The 25,301-nt window shown below is 54.1% G+C and carries 23 protein-coding genes and 3 pseudogenes; 16 read left to right on the top strand and 10 right to left on the bottom strand.

Features of this window, described 5'->3' with window-relative positions:
• Nucleotides 1-64: 64 nt before the first annotated feature.
• Genes BFV63_RS05420 through BFV63_RS05440 form a run of 5 tightly spaced genes read right to left on the bottom strand, consistent with a single transcriptional unit; the run spans nucleotide 65 to nucleotide 1,857 of the window.
• Nucleotides 65-412, bottom strand: a complete 348-nt coding sequence (locus tag BFV63_RS05420) for a hypothetical protein (RefSeq protein ID WP_069597461.1) — start codon at nucleotides 410-412, stop codon at nucleotides 65-67.
• Nucleotides 409-627: a hypothetical protein gene (locus BFV63_RS05425; RefSeq protein WP_023300422.1), complete on the bottom strand. Its 219-nt coding sequence runs from the start codon at nucleotides 625-627 to the stop codon at nucleotides 409-411. Before BFV63_RS05425 ends, BFV63_RS05420 begins: the two co-directional genes overlap by 4 nt.
• Nucleotides 624-1,283 (bottom strand): MT-A70 family methyltransferase, encoded by a 660-nt coding sequence (locus BFV63_RS05430; RefSeq protein ID WP_048241248.1) that lies wholly within the window; start codon nucleotides 1,281-1,283, stop codon nucleotides 624-626. The genes BFV63_RS05425 and BFV63_RS05430 overlap by 4 nt, the downstream gene beginning before the upstream one ends.
• Nucleotides 1,280-1,432 carry a DUF1317 family protein gene (locus BFV63_RS05435; protein ID WP_048241246.1) on the bottom strand — a complete coding sequence of 51 codons (153 nt, stop codon included), beginning with the start codon at nucleotides 1,430-1,432 and terminating at the stop codon, nucleotides 1,280-1,282. The genes BFV63_RS05430 and BFV63_RS05435 overlap by 4 nt, the downstream gene beginning before the upstream one ends.
• On the bottom strand, nucleotides 1,429-1,857 hold the full coding sequence (locus BFV63_RS05440) for a hypothetical protein (protein ID WP_048241244.1): 429 nt from the start codon (nucleotides 1,855-1,857) through the stop codon (nucleotides 1,429-1,431). Before BFV63_RS05440 ends, BFV63_RS05435 begins: the two co-directional genes overlap by 4 nt.
• A gap of 246 nt (nucleotides 1,858-2,103) precedes the next feature.
• Between BFV63_RS05440 and BFV63_RS05445 the strand changes: the two are divergent.
• The 3 genes and pseudogenes from BFV63_RS05445 to BFV63_RS05455 all read left to right on the top strand — a co-directional run.
• Nucleotides 2,104-2,547 (top strand): annotated as a pseudogene (locus tag BFV63_RS05445) (replication protein); the annotation flags it as partial.
• Between the two features lie 59 nt (nucleotides 2,548-2,606).
• A pseudogene (locus tag BFV63_RS05450) lies at nucleotides 2,607-2,849 on the top strand (hypothetical protein); the annotation flags it as partial.
• 57 nt (nucleotides 2,850-2,906) lie between these two features.
• Nucleotides 2,907-5,009, top strand: coding sequence for a tail fiber/spike domain-containing protein (locus BFV63_RS05455; protein ID WP_053071058.1), 2,103 nt, complete (start codon nucleotides 2,907-2,909; stop codon nucleotides 5,007-5,009).
• A gap of 32 nt (nucleotides 5,010-5,041) precedes the next feature.
• On the opposite strand, the gene BFV63_RS05460 is transcribed toward BFV63_RS05455, so the two are convergent.
• From BFV63_RS05460 to BFV63_RS05470, 3 genes are read right to left on the bottom strand one after another with little or no spacing between them, the layout of a single operon-like run.
• On the bottom strand, nucleotides 5,042-6,517 hold the full coding sequence (locus BFV63_RS05460) for a glucosyltransferase domain-containing protein (RefSeq protein ID WP_048241220.1): 1,476 nt from the start codon (nucleotides 6,515-6,517) through the stop codon (nucleotides 5,042-5,044).
• Nucleotides 6,514-7,431 carry a glycosyltransferase family 2 protein gene (locus BFV63_RS05465; RefSeq protein ID WP_006809736.1) on the bottom strand — a complete coding sequence of 306 codons (918 nt, stop codon included), beginning with the start codon at nucleotides 7,429-7,431 and terminating at the stop codon, nucleotides 6,514-6,516. The genes BFV63_RS05460 and BFV63_RS05465 overlap by 4 nt, the downstream gene beginning before the upstream one ends.
• Complete coding sequence (locus BFV63_RS05470; RefSeq protein WP_006809735.1) at nucleotides 7,428-7,790, bottom strand: GtrA family protein; 363 nt, start codon at nucleotides 7,788-7,790, stop codon at nucleotides 7,428-7,430. The genes BFV63_RS05465 and BFV63_RS05470 overlap by 4 nt, the downstream gene beginning before the upstream one ends.
• A gap of 112 nt (nucleotides 7,791-7,902) precedes the next feature.
• On the opposite strand from BFV63_RS05470, the gene BFV63_RS05475 reads away from it, so the two are divergent.
• The 10 genes from BFV63_RS05475 to BFV63_RS05520 all read left to right on the top strand — a co-directional run bounded on the left by BFV63_RS05475 (nucleotide 7,903) and on the right by BFV63_RS05520 (nucleotide 21,005).
• A complete protein-coding gene (locus BFV63_RS05475) occupies nucleotides 7,903-8,208 on the top strand; it encodes a hypothetical protein (protein ID WP_048241219.1) in 306 nt (101 codons plus the stop codon).
• Entirely contained in the window at nucleotides 8,208-9,476 is a 1,269-nt protein-coding gene (locus BFV63_RS05480; protein WP_057059416.1) for a Y-family DNA polymerase, read from the top strand. Before BFV63_RS05475 ends, BFV63_RS05480 begins: the two co-directional genes overlap by 1 nt.
• 566 nt (nucleotides 9,477-10,042) lie before the next feature.
• Nucleotides 10,043-10,318, top strand: a complete 276-nt coding sequence (yahO, locus tag BFV63_RS05485) for a DUF1471 family periplasmic protein YahO (RefSeq protein ID WP_003858898.1) — start codon at nucleotides 10,043-10,045, stop codon at nucleotides 10,316-10,318.
• A 200-nt stretch (nucleotides 10,319-10,518) separates the two neighbouring features.
• Nucleotides 10,519-12,702 (top strand): TonB-dependent receptor, encoded by a 2,184-nt coding sequence (locus BFV63_RS05490; protein WP_023324262.1) that lies wholly within the window; start codon nucleotides 10,519-10,521, stop codon nucleotides 12,700-12,702.
• A gap of 127 nt (nucleotides 12,703-12,829) precedes the next feature.
• Complete coding sequence (locus BFV63_RS05495) at nucleotides 12,830-14,803, top strand: PhoX family protein (RefSeq protein WP_022650528.1); 1,974 nt, start codon at nucleotides 12,830-12,832, stop codon at nucleotides 14,801-14,803.
• Nucleotides 14,804-14,905: 102 nt separating this feature from the next.
• Nucleotides 14,906-16,294, top strand: a complete 1,389-nt coding sequence (gene pheP, locus BFV63_RS05500) for a phenylalanine transporter (protein ID WP_003858894.1) — start codon at nucleotides 14,906-14,908, stop codon at nucleotides 16,292-16,294.
• 252 nt (nucleotides 16,295-16,546) lie between these two features.
• Nucleotides 16,547-17,782: an MFS transporter gene (locus BFV63_RS05505; RefSeq protein WP_048241215.1), complete on the top strand. Its 1,236-nt coding sequence runs from the start codon at nucleotides 16,547-16,549 to the stop codon at nucleotides 17,780-17,782.
• Nucleotides 17,783-17,797: 15 nt separating this feature from the next.
• A complete protein-coding gene (locus BFV63_RS05510; RefSeq protein ID WP_048241213.1) occupies nucleotides 17,798-18,823 on the top strand; it encodes a sugar phosphate isomerase/epimerase family protein in 1,026 nt (341 codons plus the stop codon).
• Nucleotides 18,816-19,958 (top strand): Gfo/Idh/MocA family protein, encoded by a 1,143-nt coding sequence (locus BFV63_RS05515; protein WP_047654101.1) that lies wholly within the window; start codon nucleotides 18,816-18,818, stop codon nucleotides 19,956-19,958. The genes BFV63_RS05510 and BFV63_RS05515 overlap by 8 nt, the downstream gene beginning before the upstream one ends.
• Before the next feature lie 75 nt (nucleotides 19,959-20,033).
• Entirely contained in the window at nucleotides 20,034-21,005 is a 972-nt protein-coding gene (locus tag BFV63_RS05520; protein WP_032608772.1) for a LacI family DNA-binding transcriptional regulator, read from the top strand.
• Here BFV63_RS05520 and BFV63_RS05525 read toward each other — a convergent pair whose 3' ends face one another.
• Nucleotides 21,006-22,250 (bottom strand): mechanosensitive ion channel family protein, encoded by a 1,245-nt coding sequence (locus BFV63_RS05525; protein ID WP_023315564.1) that lies wholly within the window; start codon nucleotides 22,248-22,250, stop codon nucleotides 21,006-21,008.
• Nucleotides 22,251-22,317: 67 nt separating this feature from the next.
• Nucleotides 22,318-23,754: an MFS transporter gene (locus BFV63_RS05530; RefSeq protein WP_003858887.1), complete on the bottom strand. Its 1,437-nt coding sequence runs from the start codon at nucleotides 23,752-23,754 to the stop codon at nucleotides 22,318-22,320.
• A 107-nt stretch (nucleotides 23,755-23,861) separates the two neighbouring features.
• Here BFV63_RS05530 and BFV63_RS05535 point away from each other — a divergent pair, with 107 nt between their 5' ends.
• The 3 genes and pseudogenes from BFV63_RS05535 to BFV63_RS05540 all read left to right on the top strand — a co-directional run bounded on the left by BFV63_RS05535 (nucleotide 23,862) and on the right by BFV63_RS05540 (nucleotide 25,292).
• Complete coding sequence (locus BFV63_RS05535) at nucleotides 23,862-24,731, top strand: helix-turn-helix transcriptional regulator (RefSeq protein WP_003858886.1); 870 nt, start codon at nucleotides 23,862-23,864, stop codon at nucleotides 24,729-24,731.
• Nucleotides 24,732-24,922: 191 nt separating this feature from the next.
• Nucleotides 24,923-25,024, top strand: a pseudogene (locus BFV63_RS23535) (type II toxin-antitoxin system RelE/ParE family toxin); the annotation flags it as partial.
• Nucleotides 25,005-25,292, top strand: a complete 288-nt coding sequence (locus BFV63_RS05540) for a helix-turn-helix domain-containing protein (RefSeq protein ID WP_003858885.1) — start codon at nucleotides 25,005-25,007, stop codon at nucleotides 25,290-25,292. The pseudogene BFV63_RS23535 and the gene BFV63_RS05540, both read left to right, overlap by 20 nt.
• Nucleotides 25,293-25,301: the final 9 nt, after the last annotated feature.

A 25,301-nucleotide genomic window follows, 5' to 3' on the forward strand; every position in this document is an offset into this window, starting at 1 on the left:
ATTCGGTTGAAGGTGAACGCCAGCAATAAAAAAGGAGCCTTAAGCTCCTGGGTGATTAGTGCATTCATATGGCGCGCTCCGCGTTGTGTTTGAATGCCCACTTTCGGAAAGCTTTCTTCAGATCGCCTTTTGTGTAACGCGTGCCGCGGCGCGGATTGTGTCGGGAGTTACGCGCACGCTTTTCAATCGACCCACTGAACAGGCAGCCGGTAGCGTCATCCATATTCATGAAGACACTTACGATATTCTTCATCCCATACTGAATGAGCACGACAGGCTTAATCTTCTCGGGGTGTTTCCACGCCTTTTTGTCACTGAACATCGCCATGCGCATATAAGTGCGAAAGTCATTCGATTTATCGCCAGCTTTCATTTTGCGGAAATAAAACGCGCCTTTTCTGTATTTACTCATTGTTCGGCTCCAAACCGCCCGTTAAGGCGGCCAGTTTTGACGACGAACTCAAGGAGGCTAACTCCCAGAGCTTCAATTTTCTTGTGATGCTTGTTGATGATGGGAGGCACCGTTTCGTTCCAGTTAGGCTTTGGCTTCTTGCGCATGGCCTGCTGAATTTCCTCGGTGCAGCGGCGGCAGGCGGCGCGGATGGCGTTGTCTGTTTCTGGCGTCATGCGGCCTCCGTTTTCACAACATCAATGGCGCAGCCGGGCAGCAGTTCTACCGCGGCGGTGTCGCACTGATTTCCCCAGTGATCCCAGCCCGGCGCCGCGCAGCGGCTAAACAACTCAATGCGCGGAACATCACCGTAAAGCAGCTCAAGCCGGTGGCGCACTTCCCACGGCTTTTCGCTATGCGCGCCGATCGGGCTGTAGACCACCTGCTTAATCCCGGCGTGCTTTCTTTCCAGCCCGGCGCCGCGGGTAGCAATCAGCAGATCTTCGGTATTGGCCCGGGTGTGGTTGCCGCCGTTCATGCGTGTCTCGGCGTTCAGAAGATCGAGGAAGTCGTAAAAGTCGGTGATTTCACCCTCGTCCAGCGCCTTGTTAATGCGCAATTCCGCGTTCTGATTCAGCTTCACCCAGGTAAAGCCCTTCATCGTGCGAACGGTGAAGCCCCAGGCCTCAGCCAGTTCGATGGCCTCCTGGTTATGCGTGCCGGTGTACCACATCGCCAGCACCGCGTTTTCGGCAGCCAGCTCCCAAACCGGCAGGCGCTTTATGTCGATGAGCTTCATGGTGGAGTAGTGATCGGCAGCGGCGCCGTTGCTGATGGTGTTGCCGTAAGACCAAGGGGGATCGACATACAGAAGTGAGTATTTCGCTGTCATGCCGCCTCCTGCCTTTCCCGATATTCCTCAGCGAGCCGCTGCGCCTTTAATGGATTGCTGACCACTTCACCCCATGGCATTAGCCAGCCGTTACCAATGAAGGCAAGGCACAGAGGGCCAACCCTGATGTCGTCGTGAGCATGAGTCATAGAATGGACTCCATTTCGTCGATGTAGAGGCCCTGAGCAATCAGGCGGCGACGGCGGGCGGCGCGCGCTATGCACTCCTGCCGTCTGCCTTGCTGCGATTGCTCTATGGCGCGTCGGGTGAACAGCCGCGATTTACCTTGTGGTGTCACTACCTTCGGTTTCGTCACGAGGCTAAATGTCCGGTCACAGATGCCGTCTTCGTTGAGCCATTTTTCCGACTCAACGATCTGCGCAATCTGTCCGGAGCCGCGGGTAATGCCGTTGGCGACACGGTTAAACTCGATGAGCGTTACGCCAAACTTCTCAGCGATTTCGCTGCCGGTGACCGGGCGGCCGCGCGTCTGAATCATCCAGATAACGCGCTCACGGAGGCCTGAGAATTGCCCGGTTCGCCCGGGCCTGCGGTAGAAGGGTGTGCGTTTCATGGCTCCACCTACTTGATGATGAGTGAAGGTTTGCCGAGTTTTATTTGCGCGCCAGGTACATCCACGCCAGCTTCGATTTGGTGTTTGATACCCGAGCGTATCACCGCGCATATCTCCGCGCTTAATGCCGAGCATGGCGAATACAGTAATGGCGCGGCTTCGGAAGGTTATGCCGCGCATAACGGAGCGCATTTACCCGAGCGTTTCACCGAGAATCATGAACAACAATGTAATAACAACAATAAAAACATTAAAAGATCTTCGTCCGAGAATTCTGACGAATCCTCTGACGCACGCCTGAAGAAATTTTTATCAGCTCATCCAGAAGCTGCGGTTTACACCCCATCCGGTGCGAAGTGGGGATCGGCTGAAGACCTCGAGATCGCTAAGTGGATTTCCTCCAGGGTGAAGCTGATTAACCCAACCTGCAAAGCCCCGGACATGACCTCCTGGTCTAACACCGTTCGCCTGATGCGCCAGATAGACAACCGGTCGCACCAGGACATCTGCGCGCTGTATGACTGGGCAAGCAAACACCACTTCTGGCAGACCAACATCCTGAGCCCGGAAAGCCTGCGTAAGCAGTGGGACAAGCTGACAATGCAGCGTAATTCTGGAGGCGAGCAGCGCGCAGCTAAGCCGGATCTGGACTTCAACAACACTGACTGGGCCTATGAGGTGATTCGATGAAATCTCTTGCAGAGCAGATGCGTAACCACGACCGGGAGCAGATGAGCCGCATGGCCCATAACCCAACTCTTCGTTATCCGGCCACCGCCCGTAGCGACACGAAGTACGGATTCACCGCGGCTATCCCTAACATTCAGCTCAACATATGGAACGGTGACACTGTGCAGCTTCCGTCGCGCTACCTCATTGCGACAGTGGAGGAACTGGACAGTCAGCTATGGACGGTCAACAGCATCAAACCGAACACAGATAACACGGTTTCCCTGACCGTCGCGGAATACAGCGACGCCATCTACCAATAAGAACCGTCCCCGACCAACCGAACCCGGCCACCGCGCCGGGTTTTTTATGGAATCAATATGGCTACTCAACCTACCAATTTGCCAGTACCAAGCGAATCTTATCGCGACCTGAAGTATAACGCGGGGAAAATTGACGAATTCGTTACATCGCCTGCTCATACATACGCTGACAGGTTTGGTAATCAGCACTGGACAATAGCTGGCATCAATTACACAGCATCAACGGCTATTTCAAGCCTCGGGTATATCACTCTTGATAGCTTCGAAGATGGGAATAATCTTACGCTTCCTAATCAGGTGCTACGCTATGAGGCTACCGGCGAATATTATCGTTGGGATGGCGAGTTACCAAAGAGCGTAGCACCTGGCTCTACGCCGGAAACATCAGGAGGAATCGGACCTGGTGCATGGCTTAGCGTAGGCGATGCATCACTAAGAACTGATCTTGCCAGCGGTGAAAAGGCAAGTCTGGTCGGCTACGGCTCATCTACAGTAAAAGATGCTCTTGATTCGGTTGTAAATAAACGTGTCCTTTACTTCTCCCGATTCGGTACGCTGCAATCTTTGCAGTCTTACATCACATCTAATAACCTAAAAAACGTTGAAATTATTTTTGACCAGGTTGTGAACTTTGGCCCAGGTAGCGGTGGCTTAGGTACGATCGTAACCCTGAGCAATATGGACTGGCTTGAAATCCGCGGACTGGTTATCAGGGACACCCTGCTTTACTCCGGTGCATTTGACCTGACGCGCGTGTTCGACCTGACGAATATCACCAATCTGGTGTTTGAAGTGGATGCATCTTCCACCCTTGAGTATGTGGGTGATGATAAGCGCGGACTGACCCCACTGCGCCTGAATGGATGCGATAACTTCACATTTATTGGTAAGACTAATAAGTGTTACCAAGGATATGAAGCGCATACGGTAAAAAATCTTTATGCAAGAAGCGTAAACAACGACACCAGATATCCACACTCAATTACTGACATTGGAACAGTTGATATCTATACAACTAATAATGGATGTAGACGAGATTTCTTTTTGCAGAATAAATGCGCAGGCGGACAGATAACCGTTGATGCCGTTGACACCCAGCAGGGTACCCCCATAAAGATGTATTTCTTTAACGGAAATATGGACAATCAGGTTAGTAATTTATATGTTAAGTATAAATATCGGAGCACAGGACGATACACACTTCCTTATCGTGTAGCACCAATATGGTTGGATTGGGGATGGGACAGCTCAATAACAGAGCCACTTATCTCAGGAGTGATGCGAAATATCACAATAGATTACGATGTTGTTGGTGGGAATTGGGGGAGTGTGATAGGTACTACTAAAATGATTGATGAAACTATAGGAGATGTGACAGCAAGAGGATATGTTTATTCCAACATATATATAAAAGGTAGGATTGAGTTAGGAGGTGGGGATTCCGGCAATAACGCTTGGGTATATAATTTCAATAGTGGAGATAACTGGAAATCTGGTGATAGCGTAAATGGGTTTTACCTAAAAGATCTTGTAGTAAGAAAGTTGAATGGTGGTAGTGTATATTTAAACACTAACCAATTAGCAGGGGCGGCGACCTCTAGTGGGCAAATAGTTTTGGATAATGTCTCTGCACCAGAAATGGCATTGTATGCTCAAAACTATGGCGATAAGGTCATGTTTAATAACTGCAATCTTTATGATTTCACAACTAAAAATGCTGTTAAAAATGCATATCAATCGCTTAAAACCACATGTACGATAAGAAAAGCATCAGGTGATGCATCAAGCTTCCAGATTGGATCGATGAGTGTATATAGAACAATCTGTTTCCTTTCTGTTAATATTAAAGCGACATCCCCTTCATCAGGAAGCACAAGTACATGGGGTGGCAGTGTAGTTGGACAATTGGTACAAGGTACTACAGCAGGAAATGTAACATTAACGGGCAATACAAATACTTTGTACACAACAGGAACGGCATTAAATCCGTCTATTAGGTGTGAAACAGACGGCAGGATTATAATTACATTTGCAGGGTGGGAGTCGCTTGATGCATTCATAACGTGCGATATTGCAATGGTTTACAATGAATATTCAGGAGGGTCTAATAACACCACTCTAGGACTAACAAACAAGAAGTTCAATGTAGGAAATGTGTGAATGGAAGGGCGCGTTTAGCGCCCTTTATTTATTTAACATTTCGACCTATTAAAGTCGATTATAATTATGTCGCCGTTCTTCCTTATAGTGAAATCCTGGGTTTTTTTGTATACTTCAAAAGAACACATCATTTTTTTATTATAATCAATCAATCCGGTTTTCTTTCTAAGATACAGTTGATGATATCCATTAAATGACCAGTAGCGATGCGGCCAATACCATGTGCTGAAGTAATTTACTACCATACTGGAAATTAATGGGTAGTTCCTTTTTGCGTTGCTGAGCACTGGGGACTCTGGCGCATTACCAACAAATATCGGATATACAGTATTGTAATCAATATCCTTCGTGCTTTCTTTAATCGAGTAGATAGTTTGCCTGTTAAGTTTATCTTGATCGGATAATGCATTGACATATGAATAACCATATCCAGTTCCATAGATAATTGGGATGAGAATCATGGCCTTTAATGTTTCTAGCTTAGAAATACTGCATGCTTTATAAAAAAGAAAACATATATACATTATGTAAGCTGAAATACCAATATATACTCTTGGGAAGTGAGAGATTGATGAATCAAGAGCAAGCAAGCTTACCATTGTCAATGGAATGGCTAAAAAAGGAGTAATTATTAAAAGCAGTGAGCAAATTAAACCCCTTGACCCATTTTGTTTATAGTAAGCGGACGATATTATTAATGAACTAACAAACCCAATTGCGACCACTATTGCTAGTATATAAGTAGTTGCGCCCCCGAAAAGTGACTCACAAAAATATTTGTAATAACTGTTCGAGTTTTCAATTAAAGAATTAAAAAGGTTGCTTGATATACTTGGGTGATTATCTCCATGCTCCCCATCGAAAGATGCAGGTAATACTATTTTCATGTAAACAAGAAGAGATAAGGATGCCTGCGATAATCTAGTCACCCCTCTTATAATTATATCTTTATTGTTTATATTTTTTGCAACAGAGCTCGCGAACTCCATCACGACTAGAATCAAGAACACATTAATTACTATTTGATACGATGATAACGCTGCAACTAAGATAAGCGTTTGTGTAACATATGATAACAAATGAGATTTACATCTCACGTAAAAAGCATTAAAGCAAAGCGATATGCCAATCATTATTGTTAGCACGTCAAATCTATAAGTTAAAACCTCGAATATAAAAGGCGATGAAAAAAAGCTCACCATTACAAGTGATGCATAAATGTCTTTACCAACATATTCATTTCTGAAGTTATAAAATGTAAATAAAATAAACCCGAGCGCTAAGATATGTGGCAGTGGGTGCATATCAGCGATATGCTTTCCAAAGTTTAATGCAATCATAACGGCATCGGCAAAAGGCCTGCCGTCTATTCCCCATCGGGTATATCCTTCGGAAGATCTACCAATGTCATCAATGTAGTAGATATTTGACGTAATAAAAGGTAGAAAAATAACCAAGAGCATTAAAAATAATGCAAAATATTGGTTGTTTTTGTTTTCAATGCTCATTTGTTACCCTTAAGAATGTATCTAGGTCTGTTTTTGACCTCAACATATATTCTGCCAATGTACTCACCAAGCACACCGATCCCTATAAGCTGCACGCCGCCAAGGAACAAAATAGATACTAGCAAGGATGGATACCCACGAACTGGATTTCCAAATGCCAGCGTGTCAACAATCATCCACGCACCGTACAGGAATGAAAGCCCCGCAACAAACAACCCTATATAAGTCCACATACGGAGAGGGAATGTGGAAAAGCTTGTGATCCCTTCAAGGGCAAGGTTCCACAATTTCCATCCATTGAATTTTGTATTACCGGCAACGCGCTCAGCACGCGCGTATTCAACAACATCAGTGCGACCACCAACCCAGCTCAATATGCCTTTCATGAACAGATTGCGTTCTGGCATGAGCTTTATGTTTTCTACAACATCACGCGACATCAGGCGAAAATCACCCACGTTTTCTTCAATCTTTGGATTGCTGATTTTATTGTGGAGTTTATAGAACCACTCGGCAGATTTACGCTTTAATCTGCTGTCGGTAGAGCGATCAGAACGCTTTGCCAGAACCATTTCCGCACCGGCCTGCCACTTCTCAATCAGGTGTGGGATTACCTCTATAGGGTCCTGCAAATCTACGTCAATGGGGATGATTGCTTCACCGGTTGCGTGGTCAAGCCCGGCGAACAGCGCGGGCTCTTTACCGAAGTTTCTTGTGAATGACAGTGGAACAACCAGCGGATCGGCAACAGCAAGCGCTTTAATAATTGATTCTGTCGCGTCTTTACTGCCGTCATTGATGAAGACTATTTCGACTTCATGCTGCTTAAGACCTTCAAATTCCCGAACGGTTTTATAAAAAATAGGTATCGCGTCTTCTTCGTTGAAGACGGGAACGACCAGAGAAATTTTCATTTCGCATCCCTAAAGACAATGAACTTTGAATAAATGAAACCGCACACCAGACTGATGGCGGAGAACACGACTAATGTGATGATAGGGGCCATACCGGACTTATCGGCAGCCCAACCAACAGCTGCGCTCAAGGTTCCCATAAATCCAACATACAGCATGTAGCGCATGGTGGTTGTGGAGGACTTAAAAGTGAACCTGGCGTTTGCAAAGAAGCTGAACGACACCGCTACGACGAAACCGGCGAAGTTGCCAAGTGCCTGACCTGTATGGAATGCGTAAATGCAAACGGCGAACACCACCCAATGAATGAGCGTGTTGATAACACCTATTGATGTGTACTTGGCGAATAACTTTAACATTATAGAAATCAGTGAATTCGGAAAGGTCTGAAGTTTAGCATCACTGTCCAACTTGATCGACTCTCATATTTGACGATGCTGTATATAAATACAGTTGTTTTGGGAGGTGGCCATGGAGGCAAAAGCTCAGCGATTCAGGCTTGATAAATTATGTGGCGTTAACCGCTACTCCTGCTTGGTTGAAACGTCAGGCGGTTATGCGCTTTTTCAGCCTGATCTTGTGCCATCCAACGGAACACGCGTGCTGGTAAATGCGTTCGGACAACTACAGTTCGCGGTCGTTATGGGCGGTTCGCTCATCACCGAAGACGGTGAATGCATAGAAGGTGATGCTTTAGATGAAGTCGATGTCATGGGAGTTGTGACCTTTTTTATCAATGGCGCTGCGGCGTTCACAGACGACAATCCGGTGATGTGATGTTTGCCCTGGTCGATGTGAACTCATTTTATGCCAGCTGTGAAACAGTATTCAGACCCGACCTGCGCGGGCGGCCAGTTGTCGTTCTGTCGAATAATGACGGCTGCGTAATAGCACGTAGCGCTGAGGCAAAGGCTGCCGGGATAGCGATGGGAGAGCCGTTCTTCAAGCAAAAGGAGTTGTTCCGGCGAGCCGGGGTTGTTTGCTTCAGTAGCAACTACGAACTCTACGCAGACATGTCCAGCCGGGTAATGACCACGCTGGAAGAAATGAGCCCGCGCGTGGAAATTTACAGCATAGACGAAGCATTCTGCGATCTGACCGGCGTAAGAAACTGCCGGGACCTGACTGAATTTGGGAGAGAAATCCGCGCGACGATATTACAGCGAACGCATCTTACAGTGGGGGTCGGCATAGCTCAGACCAAGACGTTGGCTAAGCTGGCTAACCATGCTGCGAAAAAATGGCAGCGGCAGACGGGCGGGGTGGTTGACCTCTCAAACGTCGACCGGCAGCGAAGGCTACTGGCGCTTGTTCCTGTGGAGGATGTCTGGGGCGTTGGCCGGCGCATCAGCAAGAAGCTGAACGCTATGGGCATCAAAACGGCGCTGGATCTCTCAGAACAGAGCACGTGGATTATCCGTAAGCACTTTAATGTGGTGCTGGAGCGAACCGTCCGTGAGCTGCGCGGCGAGCCATGCCTGGATCTGGAAGAGTTCGCGCCGGTGAAGCAGGAAATTGTATGCAGCCGATCTTTTGGCGAACGCATTACTGACTATGAGCAAATGCGGCAGGCTATTTGCAGCTACGCGGCCCGTGGTGCTGAAAAGCTTCGCGGCGAGCACCAGTATTGCCGTTTTATATCCGCTTTCGTCAAGACCTCTCCATTTGCCCTTAATGAGCCGTATTACGGAAACAGCGCATCGGTAAGGCTGCTCACGCCAACTCAGGACAGCAGAGACATCATCAACGCCGCGGTAAAGTGTCTGGACAAAATATGGAAGGACGGTCACCGGTACCAGAAAGCGGGCGTCATGCTGGGTGACTTCTTCAGTCAGGGGGTGGCCCAGCTCAATCTGTTCGACGACAGTGCGCCTCGAGCTGGTAGCGAGAAGTTAATGGAAGTACTGGATCACCTGAATGCAAAGGACGGAAAGGGCACGCTCTATTTTGCCGGGCAGGGTATACAGCAGCAGTGGCAGATGAAGCGTGAAATGCTGTCGCCTCGATATACTACGAGATTTTCAGATTTGCTTGTTGTCCGATAAAAGAGGTGCGCACCTGATAAATCTTACAATCGGATCGGTGGTGATTATGCTGATGAAGGCATTGGGCGTAAAGCGGCAAGTTGCGAAACTGGAAGGAGCTACGCAAAGTTGGTGGATCGGGAAATTACATAGCGATGTCTGGTGGCATGGCTATGCATTCTCTGTGTCATAGATGTGTCATGCATGGATGTATCACAAGAAAACGAGAAAGCAGGTAACGACACGTAATGACACAAACGCGTTGCGAGCGCGGAAAAACCAATGATATTACAGTGCGTTAAATAGTACTCTACGTTCTTCTAAGCCGTAGGTCGTAGGTTCGAATCCTACAGGGCGTGCCATTTAAAAACAGGCGCTTACGCCAGTTTCAAGCCAGCCTGATTTTCTTCATGAAACACCCATCGCGAAAGTAGCGTTAACGCACATTTTTCACAGCACAATTGACTGTTATAACAGTATTTTTCTTACGCTGTGGCAATTTTGTTATTCCTCTACCATGCTCATATCACCTCACTCTCACTCGTGGGGCTTTTTGTAGTTGCTGATTAATCTCAAGGAAAAAGGTTATGAAAAAAACGACTGCTATTTTGATGGGCGCTGCATTTCTGTTTACCACCAATACCTTTGCGGCTGAACTGCTGACGAAAAACGAGTTTGAGAAAGTTGAGTCTCAGTATGAAAAAATCGGTACCGTGAGCACGGCTAACGAAGTCTCTGTCGACGATGCGAAAAAAGAGCTGGTCGAAAAGGCCGATAAAGAAGGTGCTGATGTACTGGTGCTGACTTCCGGTAATACAAACAACAAAATTCACGGCACCGCCGATATTTACAAGAAAAAATAATACCTTAGTAACCACCCCTGTTTCGGGGTGGTTGCGCGCCCTACCTCCCTCCCAACATTGTTTCTTGCCGCTTCTCGCTCAGAGAGGCCGTTGACACTTGATTACGTATACATAATGCGTATAGTTCTCATTTGCATTTCTTTTAATAACTTTTAAGGCCCGACAACGGGTCATTTTTGCGCGCACGTTAAGAGCTCATTATGAACAACACCACAATGCACAAAACGCTGCTGGCGATTGCCATCGGCGCGGTAACCCACTCCGCTTTTGCGGCGGATGAGAAAAAAGAGGACACCATCGTCGTCCAGTCCACGGCGGGGAGTGATTTCAAACCCGGCGGCGACCAGCTGGTGCCCGCCTTCCTTGACGGGCAGGTGGCGAACGGCGGGCGCATGGGTATGCTCGGTCAGCAGAACGCCATGGACGTGCCGTTCAACATCATCAGCTACACCTCGAAGCTGGTGGAAGATCAGCAGGCAAAAACCATTGCTGACGTGGTTGCCAACGACGCGGGCGTGCAGTTCGTTCAGGGTTACGGCAACAGCGCGGAAACCTTCCGCATTCGCGGCCTGAAGTTTGACGGCGACGACATGACCTTTGGCGGATTGTCCGGGGTGCTGCCGCGTCAGGTGGTGGATGCCCAGATGGTCGACCGCATCGAGATCTTCAAAGGGGCCAACTCCCTGATGAACGGTGCCGCAAGCTCGGGCGTGGGCGGGATGATCAACCTTGAGCCTAAACACGCGGGCGACACCCCGCAGGCGAAAGTGGGTGTGGACTACACCTCGGATTCCCAGATTGGCACCACGCTGGATGCGGGCCGCCGCTTTGGCGATAACGACCAGTTTGGCGCGCGGGTGAACCTCGTGCATCGCGAAGGGGAAACCGGCGTGCCGAACGACCGCCGCCGCACCACGCTGCTCTCCACCGGCCTGGATTACAAGGGCGACCGTTTCCGCACCTCGCTGGACCTGGGCTACCAGAAAAAAACCTTCCACGGCAGCCCGACCAGCGTCAACATCTCGGCGGTGGATTTTGTGCCTGAACCGCCGAAGAACGATCGCAACTTCTCGCAGAAGTGGGCCTACAGCGATATCGAAAACGAGTTCGGGATGTGGCGCAGCGAGTATGACATCACCGATAGCTGGACGGCGTATACCGGTCTCGGCGCGCAGCACGCGCACGAAGAAGGGATCTACAGCGCGCCGAAGCTCCTCGATAAGAGCGGTAATGCGGTGGTCAGCCGTCTTGATACCAACCGCATCAGCGATTCTGTCAGCGGCATGGCGGGCATTCGCGGTAACTTCACTACCGGATTCGTCTCGCACAAGGTCAATGTTGGCTATTCGGCGATGACCAAAAACGAAAAGATCGCGTGGAAAATGTCGGCGACGAAGGATAATCCGACCACCAACATCTACCACAACACCGGCGTCGATATGCCGGACAGCTCCAACCTCAACGGCTCAGGCGGCAAATACAGCGATCCGCTGACCAGCGGGCGCACCCGCACGCAGGGTTGGCTGCTGAGCGATACCCTGGGCGTGCTGGACGACAAGCTGCTGTTCACCGCAGGCGCGCGGCATCAGAAAGTGGTGATTCGCGGGTACAACAAAATCACCGGTGCGGAAAACGACGCGGACGGTTTCGACGGCAGCCGCTGGATGCCCACCTACGGCGTAGTCTATAAACCGTGGGAGGAAATTTCCCTCTACGCCAACCACACCGAGGCGTTACAGCCCGGTGAAACCGCGCCTCGCTCAGCAAACAACTACGGCCAGAGCACCGGTATCGTTCACTCTAAGCAGAACGAAGTGGGCGTAAAGGCGGACTTTGGCCGCGTGGGCGGCTCCCTGGCGCTGTTTGAGATCAAAATGCCGTCGGCGATCCTTGACGACAGCGGTCACTACGGCCTGGATGCAGAACAGCGTAACCGCGGCGTGGAGCTGAACGTCTTCGGCGAGCCAATGCTCGGGATGCGTCTGAACGCCAGCGCCACCTGGTTGCAGGCCGAGCTGACCAAAACCAAAAACGGCGTCAATCAGGGCAACGATGCGATCGGTATTCCGAGCTTCTACGCCGTGCTGGGCGCAGAGTACGATATCAAGCCGATTGAAGGCCTGACGGCGACCGCGCGCGTTAACCACTCCGGCACGCAGTATGCCGATCTTGCGAACAGCAAAAAGCTGGACAGCTACACCACGCTGGATCTGGGCATGCGCTATCGCTTCGCGGTGAACCACAATGAAAATCAGATGACCGTACGGGCAGGTATCGACAACGTGACCAACGAGAACTACTGGTCAAGCGTGGACGATTCCGGTACTTACATTACTCAGGGCGAGCCGCGTACCTTTAAGGTCTCGGTTGGCTACGAGTTCTAAGCGTTCCACCTCGTTATCCGGGGCAGGGACGCCCCAATCCCTTCGTTGTCGTGTTATAAAATTGTAATAAAAGCTTCTTACACTGGTCGCCACAACCTTACCTCTTGGCCAATGACAGGAAGCCGCTATGGGCAGACCCCTCAAATCCGTATTTAAAAAAGAACATCGCGACGATATCAGTAACCGCAGCGCTAACCCGGTATTCTCCGAGGTTGCAGAAGTGTTCCTCTCGCGCCGCCGTTTTCTCCAGATGGGGGCCGTAGCGGGGGCTGCCGTATCATTCCCGTATCTGATCACACCCGAAAATGCGATTGCCGCGGTATCGAAGCCTTCCGCGCTGGCAAAAGCGGTTTCCCTGGGCTTTACCAGCATCGACGTCTCTACGGAAGACACGGTCAGGGTGCCGGAAGGTTATATCGCCCGCCCGTTCTATCGCTGGGGCGATCCGACGGGGATCAAAGACAACATGCCGGCCTTTAAGCCGGACGCCAGCAATACCACAGACGAACAGGCTGTGCAGGCGGGCATGCACCACGACGGCATGGCGTGGTTTAGCCTGCCGCAGGGGGCGCAAAACCCGGAGCATGGACTGCTGGCGCTGAACCATGAGTACATCGACAACGGAATGCTGTTTACCGACGGTACGGCGAACTGGAGTCTCGACAAAGCCCGCAAGGGGCAGAACGCGATGGGCGTGTCGGTGGTGGAAGTGAAAAAAACGGGCAGCGGCTGGGAGGTAGTGCGTCCGTCTTCCTTCGCCCGGCGTATTACCGTCAATACGCCGATGCAGCTTACCGGCCCGGCGCGGCATCAGGATTTAATGAAAACCGCCGCCGACCCGCAGGGGGAACGCGTTCTGGGCACCATGCAGAACTGCGCCAACGGCCACACGCCGTGGGGCACCTATCTCACCTGCGAGGAGAATTGGTCGGACATTTTTGTCAAAAAAGCCGATCTCAACCCGCTGGAAAAACGCTACGGCATCAGCGACAGCGATGAATCGTACCGCTGGAACGAGGTGGATGAGCGGTTCAGCGTTGATAAAACCCCTAACGAACCCAACCGTTTCGGCTGGGTGGTGGAGATCGATCCCTACAACCCGACCTCCACCCCGCGCAAGCACACCGCGCTCGGCCGCTTCAAGCATGAGGGGGCCGCCGTCACGCTCGCCGCCGATAATCGCGTGGTGGTCTACATGGGCGACGACCAGAAGTTTGAGTACATCTATAAGTTTGTCTCCGACAAAAAATACGATCCCGCGAACCGGGAAGCCAATATGCAGCTGCTGACGTCCGGCACGCTGTACGTCGCCAGGTTCAACGAGGACGGCAGCGGCGACTGGCTGCCGCTGATCTTCGGGCAAAATGGCCTGGATAAAAGCAACGGTTTTGCAAGCCAGGGCGATCTGCTGATTAAAACCCGTCTGGCGGCCGACGTGGTGGGGGCGACGAAAATGGATCGCCCGGAGTGGATAGCCGTCGATCCGCACGCCAGCGGCAGCGTCTACTGTACGCTGACCAACAACAGCGATCGCGGTAAAGAGGGCAAGGCGCCGGTGGATGCCGCCAACCCGCGCGCTAATAACGTGTTTGGTCACATCATGCACTGGCACGAAGAGGGTGCCGATCCTGCCGCCGCACGCTTTAAGTGGGATATTCTGGTCATGGCCGGGCGCACCGACGGCGACGATCCCAAAGCCAAAGGCTCGATGCAGGGCGCGGCATTTGGCAGCCCGGATGGGTTGTCGTTCGATCACCAGGGCGTGCTGTGGATCCAGACCGACGTTTCCTCCAGCACCATCAATAAGAAAGCCTACGAGGGGATGGGCAATAACCAGATGGTGGCCACCATTCCGGGCACCAACGAGTATCGCCGTTTCCTGACCGGGCCGCGCGGGTGCGAAATCACCGGCATTGCGTTTACGCCGGACAACCGCACGCTGTTTATCAACATTCAGCATCCGGGGGAGGGCGGGGATGATATTACCGACCCGGCCAATCCGCGCGCTGTTTCCAACTGGCCAGACGCCAGCCCGAACGGGCGTCCGCGATCGTCAACGGTGGTGATTACCAAAGCGGACGGCGGGATCATCGGGTCGTGACGTTTATCCGCCGGGCGCATGCGCTGGCCCGGCGTTAAGCTTGCTACCACCAGCATGAAGTGTTAAAACGTGCCCCTTCTAAAAAAGAGACAGGGGTAGGGCGTGAAAGACGCGTCATCCGCTTCAGGCCATGGTAGCGCTGAAGCCTCGTCGGATCAGAATCCGACGCTGCAACGTGGTTTGCAAAATCGACATATTCAGTTAATTGCCCTTGGCGGCGCAATCGGTACCGGGCTCTTTCTCGGCATCGGCCCCGCTATTCAGATGGCCGGTCCGGCGGTGCTGCTGGGTTACGGTATCGCCGGGATTATCGCCTTCCTGATCATGCGCCAGCTCGGCGAGATGGTCGTTGAAGAGCCGGTGTCCGGCTCCTTCGCACACTTTGCCTATAAATACTGGGGGCCGTTCGCAGGTTTCCTCTCCGGCTGGAACTACTGGGTGATGTTCGTGCTGGTCGGGATGGCCGAGCTGACCGCCGCCGGCATCTATATGCAGTACTGGCTCCCGGACGTGCCAACGTGGATTTGGGCCGCGGCCTTCTTCATCATCATTAACGCCGTTAACCTTGTGAACGTCCGCCTGTATGGCGAGACCGAGTTCTGGTTCGCGCTGATCAAGGTGCTGGCGATTATCGGCATGATCGGCTTTGGCCTGTGGCTGCTGTTCTCCGGCCACGGCGGCGAGCGCGCCACGATCGATAACCTGTGGCAGCACGGCGGCTTTCTGGCGACTGGATGGAAAGGGCTGATCCTCTCGCTGGCGGTTATTATGTTCTCCTTCGGCGGGCTGGAGCTGATTGGCATCACCGCGGCTGAAGCGCGCGATCCGCACAAAAGCATTCCGAAAGCGGTCAACCAGGTGGTGTACCGTATCCTGCTGTTTTACATCGGCTCGCTGGTGGTGCTGCTGGCGCTCTACCCGTGGGTGGAAGTGAAATCTGACAGTAGCCCGTTCGTGATGATCTTCCACGATTTGAACAGCAACGTGGTCGCTTCGGCGCTGAACTTCGTCATTCTTGTGGCGTCGCTGTCGGTCTACAACAGCGGGGTTTACTCCAACAGCCGCATGCTGTTTGGCCTCTCCGTACAAGGCAACGCGCCGAAGTTCCTCACTCGCGTCAGCCGTCGCGGCGTGCCGGTCAACTCGCTGTTCCTTTCTGGCGCTATCACCTCGCTGGTGGTGCTGATCAACTATCTGCTGCCGAAAGAGGCGTTTGGCCTGCTGATGGCGCTGGTTGTCGCCACGCTGCTGCTTAACTGGATCATGATCTGCCTGGCGCACCTGCGCTTCCGCGCGGCGATGCGCCGCAAGGGGCGCGAGACGCAGTTCAAAGCGCTGCTTTATCCGGCGGGGAACTACCTCTGTATCGCCTTCCTCGGCCTGATTCTGGTGCTGATGTGCACCATGGATGAGATGCGCCTGTCAGCGATGCTGCTGCCGGTGTGGGTGGTGTTCCTGTTTATTGCATTTAAGCTCTCGCGCAAAAAGTAGCGCGGTTTTCTCCCTCTCCCTGTGGGAGAGGGCCGGGGTGAGGGCACCAGACCGCACCAAACCAGACCGCACCACACTGCCTGCCTTCACACCCGGTGGCGCTGCGCTTACCGGGCCTACAAAGTATCACTCCACCTTTATCGTGACCCCCCTCCCAATTCCGTTTCGATCCACAGGATCTTTATTTTGTAATCGATTACTTTTTATTTGAACTGTTTTGTAATCGATTACTTTTTCCGGGTGAGGCTTATCATGGTGTCAACTGAGAGTAGTGAAAAGGCGATAACGCAACACCGGCTGCTGGTGCCGCGTCTGTCGCTGATGATGTTTCTGCAATTTTTTATCTGGGGTAGCTGGTCGGTCACGCTTGGCCTGGTGATGACCCGGCACAACATGTCTTTGCTGATTGGCGACGCGTTCTCTGCCGGGCCCATCGCTTCCATTCTTTCGCCGTTCGTGCTCGGGATGCTGGTGGACCGCTTCTTCGCCTCGCAGAAGGTGATGGCGGTGATGCACCTCGCGGGCGCGGTGATCCTCTGGTTCGTGCCGGGGGCGCTGATTGCTGAGAATGGCGCGCTGCTGATTGGCCTGCTGTTTGGCTACACGCTCTGCTATATGCCGACACTGGCGCTGACCAACAACATTGCGTTTCACAGCCTGGCGAACGTGGATAAAACCTTCCCGGTAGTGCGCGTGTTCGGCACCATCGGCTGGATCGCGGCGGGCATTTTCATCGGCGTCACCGGCGTGGCGTCCAGCGTCACCATCTTCCAGGTGGCGGCGGTCAGCTCCGTGCTGCTGGCGGTCTACAGCCTGACGCTGCCGCACACGCCAGCGCCGGCAAAAGGCCTGCCGGTTAAGGTGCGGGATCTCTTCTGCGCGGACGCCTTCGCGCTGCTTAAAACCCGCCACTTCTTCGTCTTCTCCGTCTGCGCGATGCTGATCTCTGTCCCGCTCGGCACCTATTACGCCTACACCGCCTCGTATCTGGCGGATGCCGGCATTGCCGACGTCAGCACCGCCATGTCCTTCGGGCAGATGTCTGAGATCGTCTTCATGTTGGTCATTCCTCTGCTGTTCCGCCGACTGGGCGTGAAAGTCATGCTGCTGATCGGCATGCTGGCGTGGTTCGTGCGTTATGCCATGTTCGCGTTGGGCGTCAGCGAAGAGGGGCGCATTCTGCTGTACCTTGGCATTCTGCTGCACGGCGTCTGCTACGATTTCTTCTTTGTCGTCGGCTTTATCTATACCGACCGCGTGGCGGGCGAAAAGGTGAAAGGCCAGGCCCAGAGCATGATCGTGATGTTCACCTACGGCGTCGGCATGCTGCTCGGCTCGCAGATTTCCGGCGCGCTCTACAACCGCCTGGTGGCAGGACAGACCGTGCCGCAGGCGTGGGTCACATTCTGGTGGATACCGGCGGTGGCTGCCGCGGCGATCGCGCTGATTTTCCTTCTCACGTTTAAGTATGACGATGACAAGGCGTAACGTTCAGGAGGTGGTATGAGGACAATGAAAGGACCGGGCATTTTTCTGTCGCAGTTTATTGGCGCAGAAGCGCCGTTTAATTCGCTCGACGGGCTTGCTGAATGGGCGGCAGGTAAAGGTTATAAGGCGGTGCAGATCCCCTGCAACCATCCGCACATCTTTGACGTCGAGAAAGCCGCAGAGAGCCAGGCCTACTGCGACGACATCACCGCCAGGCTGGCCGCACACGGGCTGGTTATCAGCGAGCTGTCGACCCATCTGGAAGGGCAGCTCGTGGCGGTGAATCCGGTTTACAGCGAGGCGTTTGACCACTTCGCACCCGCCGCCGTGCGCGGTAACGAGGCGGCGCGCCGGGCGTGGGCGACGGAAAAGCTGAAGCAGGCGGCGGTCGCTTCGGCCAGATTAGGGCTGAAGGCGCACGCGACCTTCTCCGGCTCGCTGGCGTGGCCGTTTTTCTATCCGTGGCCGCCGCATAACCAGCAGCGTTTTCAGGAAGCGTTCGAGGAGCTGGCAACCCGCTGGCGGCCAATACTGGATACCTTCGACGAGCAGGGGGTGGACGTCTGCTTTGAGCTGCATCCGGGGGAAGATCTGCACGACGGCGTGACCTTCGAGCGTTTTCTGGCGCTGGTGGATAACCATCCGCGCTGCAACATTCTCTACGACCCGAGCCATATGCTGCTTCAGCAGATGGACTATCTGGCCTTTATCGATATCTTCCACGCGCGCATTAAAGCGTTCCACGTGAAGGACGCGGAGTTCCGCCCCAGCGGGCGCAGCGGCGTCTACGGCGGCTACCAGCCGTGGATCAACCGCGCCGGACGCTTTCGCTCGCCCGGCGACGGGCAAATCGACTTTAAGGGCATCTTCAGCAAGCTGACCCAGTACGACTACGACGGCTGGGCGGTGCTGGAGTGGGAGTGCTGCCTGAAGGATGGCGATACCGGCGCGAGTGAGGGCAGCGAATTTATCCGCCGGCACATTATTCCCGTTTCCGGACGGGCGTTTGATGATTTCGCCGCAGGGGGCTGCCATGATTAACGTCGGGATTATCGGCAGCGGGTTTATTGGCCCGGCACACATCGAGGCGCTCAGGCGTCTCGGGTTTGTGCAGGTGGTCGCGCTCTGCGACGGTTCGCTCGTTAAGGCGCAGGAAAAGGCGCGCCAGCTAAATGTCCCGCATGCTTACGCCAGCGTGGAAGAACTGCTCGCGCACCCCAATCTGCATGCGGTGCACAACTGCACGCCGAACCACCTGCACGCGGAGATTAACCGCCAGATCCTGCGCGCGGGCAAGCACGTGTTTTCCGAAAAGCCGCTGTGCATGACGCCGGACGAGGCGCGCGAGCTGGTGGCGCTGGCAGAGCAGGCGGGCGTGGTGCATGGCGTGAGCTTTGTCTATCGTCAGTTTGCGATGGTGCGCCAGGCGGCGAGCATGATGCGCGCGGGCACCGTCGGGCGGCTGTTCGCCTCGCACGGCAGCTATTTGCAGGACTGGATGCTGCTGGAAACCGACTACAACTGGCGGGTGGATGCCGCGCTCGGCGGCGCGTCGCGGGCGGTGGCGGATATCGGTTCCCACTGGTGCGATACGGTACAGTATGTGACAGGCAGGCGCATTACCGAGGTGATGGCTGATTTATCCATCGTCTGGCCGAGGCGCAAGGCCAGCGCGGGTGGTTATCAGACCTTCTCCCATGACGAGCAGGCGGAGTATGAAGTCAAACCGGTCACCACCGAAGATTTTGGCTCGGTGCTGTTCCGCTTTGACGACGGCAGCAAGGGCAGCTTTAGCGTCTCGCAGGTGAGCGCGGGGCGAAAAAACCGCCTGACCTTTGAAATTAACGGCAGCGAGCAGTCGGTGGCGTGGGATCAGGAAATCCCGCAGCAGCTGTGGATCGGCCATCGCGCGCGGGCAAACCAGACGCTCACCGACGATCCAGGCCTGATGAACCCTGACGTGGCCGACAGCGCCCACTTCCCCGGCGGACATATCGAAGGCTGGCCGGACGCCTTCAAAAATATGATGGCGCAGTTCTACCGCGCCGTGCAGGCGGGCGCGATGCCGGATACGCCGCAGTTTGCGACGTTTCACGATGGCGCAAACGTGATGTATATCATTGATGCCATTGTGAAAAGCCATCAGCAGCAGCGCTGGGTGCGCGTGGAACAATAACGCGTTGCCCGGTTCGCCGGGCAATAAATTTATGGTAGCCTGCACAAAACGCTAACCGCAGGATGTGTCGTCGCTATGTCAATTCAGAAAATCGCTCAGCTGGCCGGGGTCTCCGTGGCGACGGTCTCCCGCGTGCTGAATAACAGCGACACCGTGAAGGCGAAAAACCGCGAGCGCGTTCTGCGGGCGATTCAGGAGAGCAACTACCAGCCAAACCTGCTCGCCCGTCAGCTGCGCACCGCCCGCAGCTATATGATCCTGGTGATGGTGTCCAACATTGCCAACCCGTTCTGCGCCGAAGTGGTGAAGGGCATCGAAGCCGAGGCGGAAAAGAACGGCTATCGCATTCTGCTGTGCAACTCCGGCTCGGATATTGAGCGCTCCCGCTCGGGCTTAAGCCTGCTCTCCGGCAAAATCGTCGACGGCATTATCACCATGGATGCATTCTCGAAACTGCCGGAACTGGCCGCGCTGATTGGCAACGCGCCGTGGGTACAGTGCGCTGAATACGCCGATGCGGGCGCGGTCTCCTGCGTCGGCATCAATGATGTGGACGCTTCACAGCATGCCGTCAGCCAGCTGGCCGACGGCGGCCGCAAGCGTATCGCGATGATCAACCACGATCTCAGCTACAAATATGCCCGCCTGCGCGAACGCGGCTACAAGAGCGTGATCCACCTGCGGGATCTGGACTATCAGGCGGTGGAGTATGCCAGCGATCTCAGCTCCGGGGCGGGCATGGCGGCGATGCAAAACCTGTTAAAAGATAATCCGCCGGATGCGGTATTTGCCGTTTCCGATACGCTGGCGGCGGGCGCGCTGCGCGCCATTCAGCAGGCAGGTCTTCGGGTGCCGGAGGATATTGCCGTGGTCGGCTTTGACGGTACGGAGCTGGCGGACATGATTTCGCTCACCACCATCGAACAGCCGTCGCGGGATATCGGGCGCAAGGCGGTCGATCTGCTCTTAAATAAGATCGACAACCCGGACGCGCCCACGGAAAGGGTGATGATGGACTGGCGCTTTATTTCCCGCGCCAGCACCTGATTATTGCGCGATGACGCCAGCCAGGGAGCGAATATCGTTTCCGGTTGGCGACTGGTGAATACGCAGGCCAAATTCATCCACCACCGCGAAAATATGATCGAAGATGTCGGCCTGAATATCTTCGTATTCCGCCCAGATCACCGTGTTGGTAAAGGCATATATTTCAATCGGCAGCCCGTTAGCATCCGGCGCGAGCTGGCGCACCATCAGCGTCATATCTTTACGAATACGCGGGTGGTTACGCAGATATTCATTCAGGTAGGCACGGAAGGTGCCGATATTGGTCATCTTGCGCAGGTTTAATACCGATTCTCCTTCGCCGTTCTGCTGATTCCACAGGTTAATTTCCTCATGACGCGCCGCCAGATAAGGCTTCAGCAGTTTCGCCTGAATCAGTTTTTGCTGCTCCTGCTCGTCGAGGAAATGAATGCTGGTGGTATCGATATTCAGGCTGCGCTTGATGCGGCGACCACCGGAGGCGGACATGCCGCTCCAGTTGATGAACGCATCGGACACCAGCGCCCAGGTCGGGATGGTGGTGATGGTGTTATCGAAGTTGCGCACTTTAACGGTGGTCAGGCCGATGTCGGTCACCGTGCCGTTGGCGCCGTATTTCGGCATCTCCAGCCAGTCGCCGAGCTTGAGCATGTCGTTGGCGGAGAGCTGAATACCGGCCACCAGGCCGAGTATCGGGTCTTTAAAGACCAGCATCAGAACGGCAGCCATCGCACCCAGGCCGCTTATCAGAATGGCGGGTGACTGACCGATCAGCAGGGAGATAATTAGTATCCCCACCAGAATGGCGCTCACCAGCTTGATGCCCTGGAATATCCCCTTCAGCGGCAGCTGTGACGCGGTGGCCATTTTCTGCGACAGATTGAAAATCACGTCCAGCAACGAGAAGAAGGAGAGCAGGGCATAAACCATCACCCACAATTTCGCGCAGGTGGTAAGTAATTCCGCCGCTTCGCTGCCTTTTTGCAGCCACAGAACCGCCTGAACGTTGACGATTATCCCCTGGAGGGTAAACGCCAGACGGTGAAATAACTTGTTCTGCGTAATGATTTGCAACCATAAATGGCTGCTGGCCTGGGCGCGTTTCTCGAATGCGCGCAGCACCACTTTGTGCAGAATAAAATGAACGATAATGGCCGTAAGAAAAATAATACCAAAGATAATCACTAAAGAGGTGGTGTGATTAATTTCAATCCCTAACTCTTCAACCTGAGCAATTAATTCCTGCATAACGTCTCCTGTATTGATGCAGCCCCATAATGGCGGCTGCGGATCTATTATGCAAATTCAGGCAGTTTTATTTTGTCGCCGGACAGGCCTTGACGACCGGTAAACACAGACGATGGCGCATACGCAGCGTGACCAGCGCCAGCACCACCATCATGGCCGTTTCCACCATCAGGAAGACATTGACCGCCTGGGTGTAATCTCCGTGATGATTTTGCAGCCCGTGCAGCAAAATCGCGCCGAAAATGGCCGGGCCAAGCCCCAGCGCAGCCTGTTGCAGCGTGCTTAAAATCGCGCTCGCGGCCCCCGCGTCGTCAGGCTGAATATCACGCATCCCGATACGGTAGAAGCTGTTTACAATCAGCGCCTGCCCGTAACCCACCAGCCCGGTGGCCGGGGCCAGCGTCAGCGCGGTATTCTGCATTCCCCAGTGACGGAACGTGGCGATCAACGCCACCAGACCGACAAGCTGAATCGCAAGTCCGGTCAGCAGGATGGCGCTGGTGCTGTAGCGGGCAATCAGGCGTGGGGCGAACCAGGCAGAAATAAAATAGGTGACGCCAAGCGCGATAAAGCTGTTCCCGGACTGCCACGGCGCCATCCCCAGACCGCTTTGCATGGTCAGCGCCATACAGAACATGAACCCGGACCAGACGCTGAAAAAGAGTATCCCGATTAGCACGCCAAAGCGGATGCTGCGCAGCTGCAACAGGCGCGGCGCGATGAGCGGGTGGGCATTCTCACGCTCTTTTTTGCGCGCGTTCAGCACCATTACACAGACCAGCGGCACAATCGCCAGCAGTGCGGCCTTCAGCGGCCACGACCAGTGCCACTGCGGGCCGAGCGCCATCGGGAACAGCAGACAGCACAGTATTGCCGTCAGCAGGACAGTCCCGGTCCAGTCAATGCGCGACGGCGTGTCGCGGCGGGTTTCCGGCACGTAGCGACGGCTCAGCGCCAGCACCACCAGACAAATCGGCACGTTGATAAAGAAGGCGTTGCGCCAGCCCAGCCCGGCGATGTCCGCCGACACCAGCCAGCCGCCACCCATCTGGCCGACGATAAACGCAATTCCGCCGATACCCCCGAACAGACTGATCGCTCTGGCGTGTGCCGTTCCTTTTAACGTCACATGCAACGTCGCGAGAATTTGCGGCATGATCAGCGCGGCGCCCGCACCCTGAATAATGCGCGCGCCAAGCAACTGTTCGATATTGCCCGCCATGCCGCACAGCAGTGAGGCCAGGCCAAAACACGCCACGCCCCACATAAACAGGCGACGGCGGCCAAGGTTATCGCCCAGCTTGCTGCCGGGTGCCAGGCAGACGGCAAAGGCCACGCCGTAGAGGGCGACGATCAGCTCCAGTTCAGTGGCGGTGGCGTGTAATGAATGGGTGATGGAATCCAGCGCCACGTTGGTGATTGAGGTATCAATCAACGGCAGCATCTGGCCGGTTAACAGCAATATCAGGCCCGCACGACCCGGTGAAACAACTGACGTATTCATGGTGACTCCATTGCGTCAAACAGCGTAGAGTCGTAGCATCAATCATCTGATAAACGGGTACCAGTTCTTACTTATACTGGTACTGACACTACCATGCAGGAGATGTTATGGCGCTGATGTCTGAACCTGTCACCTCTCTCCAGGATGACACCCGCAAGCAGCTGGGCGCGTTTTTGCGTGCCCGGCGCGAAAGCCTCGATCCGCAGCGCCTCGGCTTACCGCGCAGCGGCCGCCGCCGCACGCCGGGCCTGCGCCGGGAAGAGGTGGCGATGCTCGCGGATGTCGGCGTGACCTGGTACACCTGGCTGGAACAGGGTCGGGACGTCAATCCGTCCAGCGCGGTGATGGCCGCCATCGCAAAAGCGCTGCAATGCACCCCGACCGAAGCCCGGCATCTTTTTGTGCTCGCCGGTTTGCCGCCGGGCGAAGCCCCGCAGGCGGTGTGCTGTGAGGGGATCAGCGAAGGCACGCGTCGCCTGCTGGATACCCTGATGCCGAAACCCGCCAGCATTCAGAAACCGAACTTTGATATCGTGGCGTGGAACGACAGCTTCGGACACCTGATGGGCGTCGATTTCAACGCTATCCCGCCGGAAGATCGCAACTGTATTTACCTGTTCCTCACCCATCCGGCGTGGCGCGCGCGGCTCGGCAAACGTGACGACGTGCTGCCGATTTTCGTCTCCTACTTCCGCGCGGCAATGGCTGAGCACCGTGGCGACCCGCTCTGGGAAGCGAAGCTGGCGCGTTTTTTTGCGGTGTCCGAAGAGTTCAAAACCCTGTGGCACCAGCGTAACGACGTGCGCGGCGTGGAGAACCAGCTCAAGCTGTTCACCCATCCCGAGCTGGGGGATTTTCATCTCCAGCAGATGTACTGGTACTCCGCCCCGCGAAACGGATCGCGGCTGCTGGTCTATTTACCCGTGGATGAGGCAGGGGAGAGGGCGATGGCATGGCTGGCGGAGCAGGGGATATAAATTTTTTGCGAGGGGCTTTCAGGGAATCAACGCTGCTCCGGTCCTGCCTGGAATAAGCTGGTAAGGTGAATCACGAAAGGCAAAATTAGCCTTTAATGCAAATTGCCTTACATGCTAATATTATCAGGGATGAAATACAGTGTTCAGACTTATCGTTCATGCGGCAGTCAGAGAGGAGATCCTCTCATTGCCTGCGGATGTTTATCAAGAAGACGCAAAAAACGCCCTCTGCTGAACTCCGTCTGGCACTGAAACGACAACAGGAGATGTTGGATGAGCAAGAAGATTATTGACTGGGATGAACTCAGAGCTGAACTGTTAAGCGATTCAGAAATTCAGGCTTCCTTTGATGCAGAAGAGCGCAAGGAGCGTCTGCGGGAGATGCTGGCGCAATGGCGCAATCATGCTGGTCTGACGCGCGCCCAGGTGGCGGAGCGGATGGGCGTCAGCGCACCGACGGTATCACGAATGGAAGCAAATATTACCCGGGCGAGTCTCGATACATTAACGCGTTATGCGCTGGTGTGCGGGGTAAAGCATCCGCAGATAACGCTTTACTGAAAACGGGCA

It is taken from the genome of Enterobacter hormaechei subsp. xiangfangensis (assembly GCF_001729785.1).
GTDB classification, from domain to species: Bacteria; Pseudomonadota; Gammaproteobacteria; order Enterobacterales; family Enterobacteriaceae; genus Enterobacter; species Enterobacter hormaechei_C.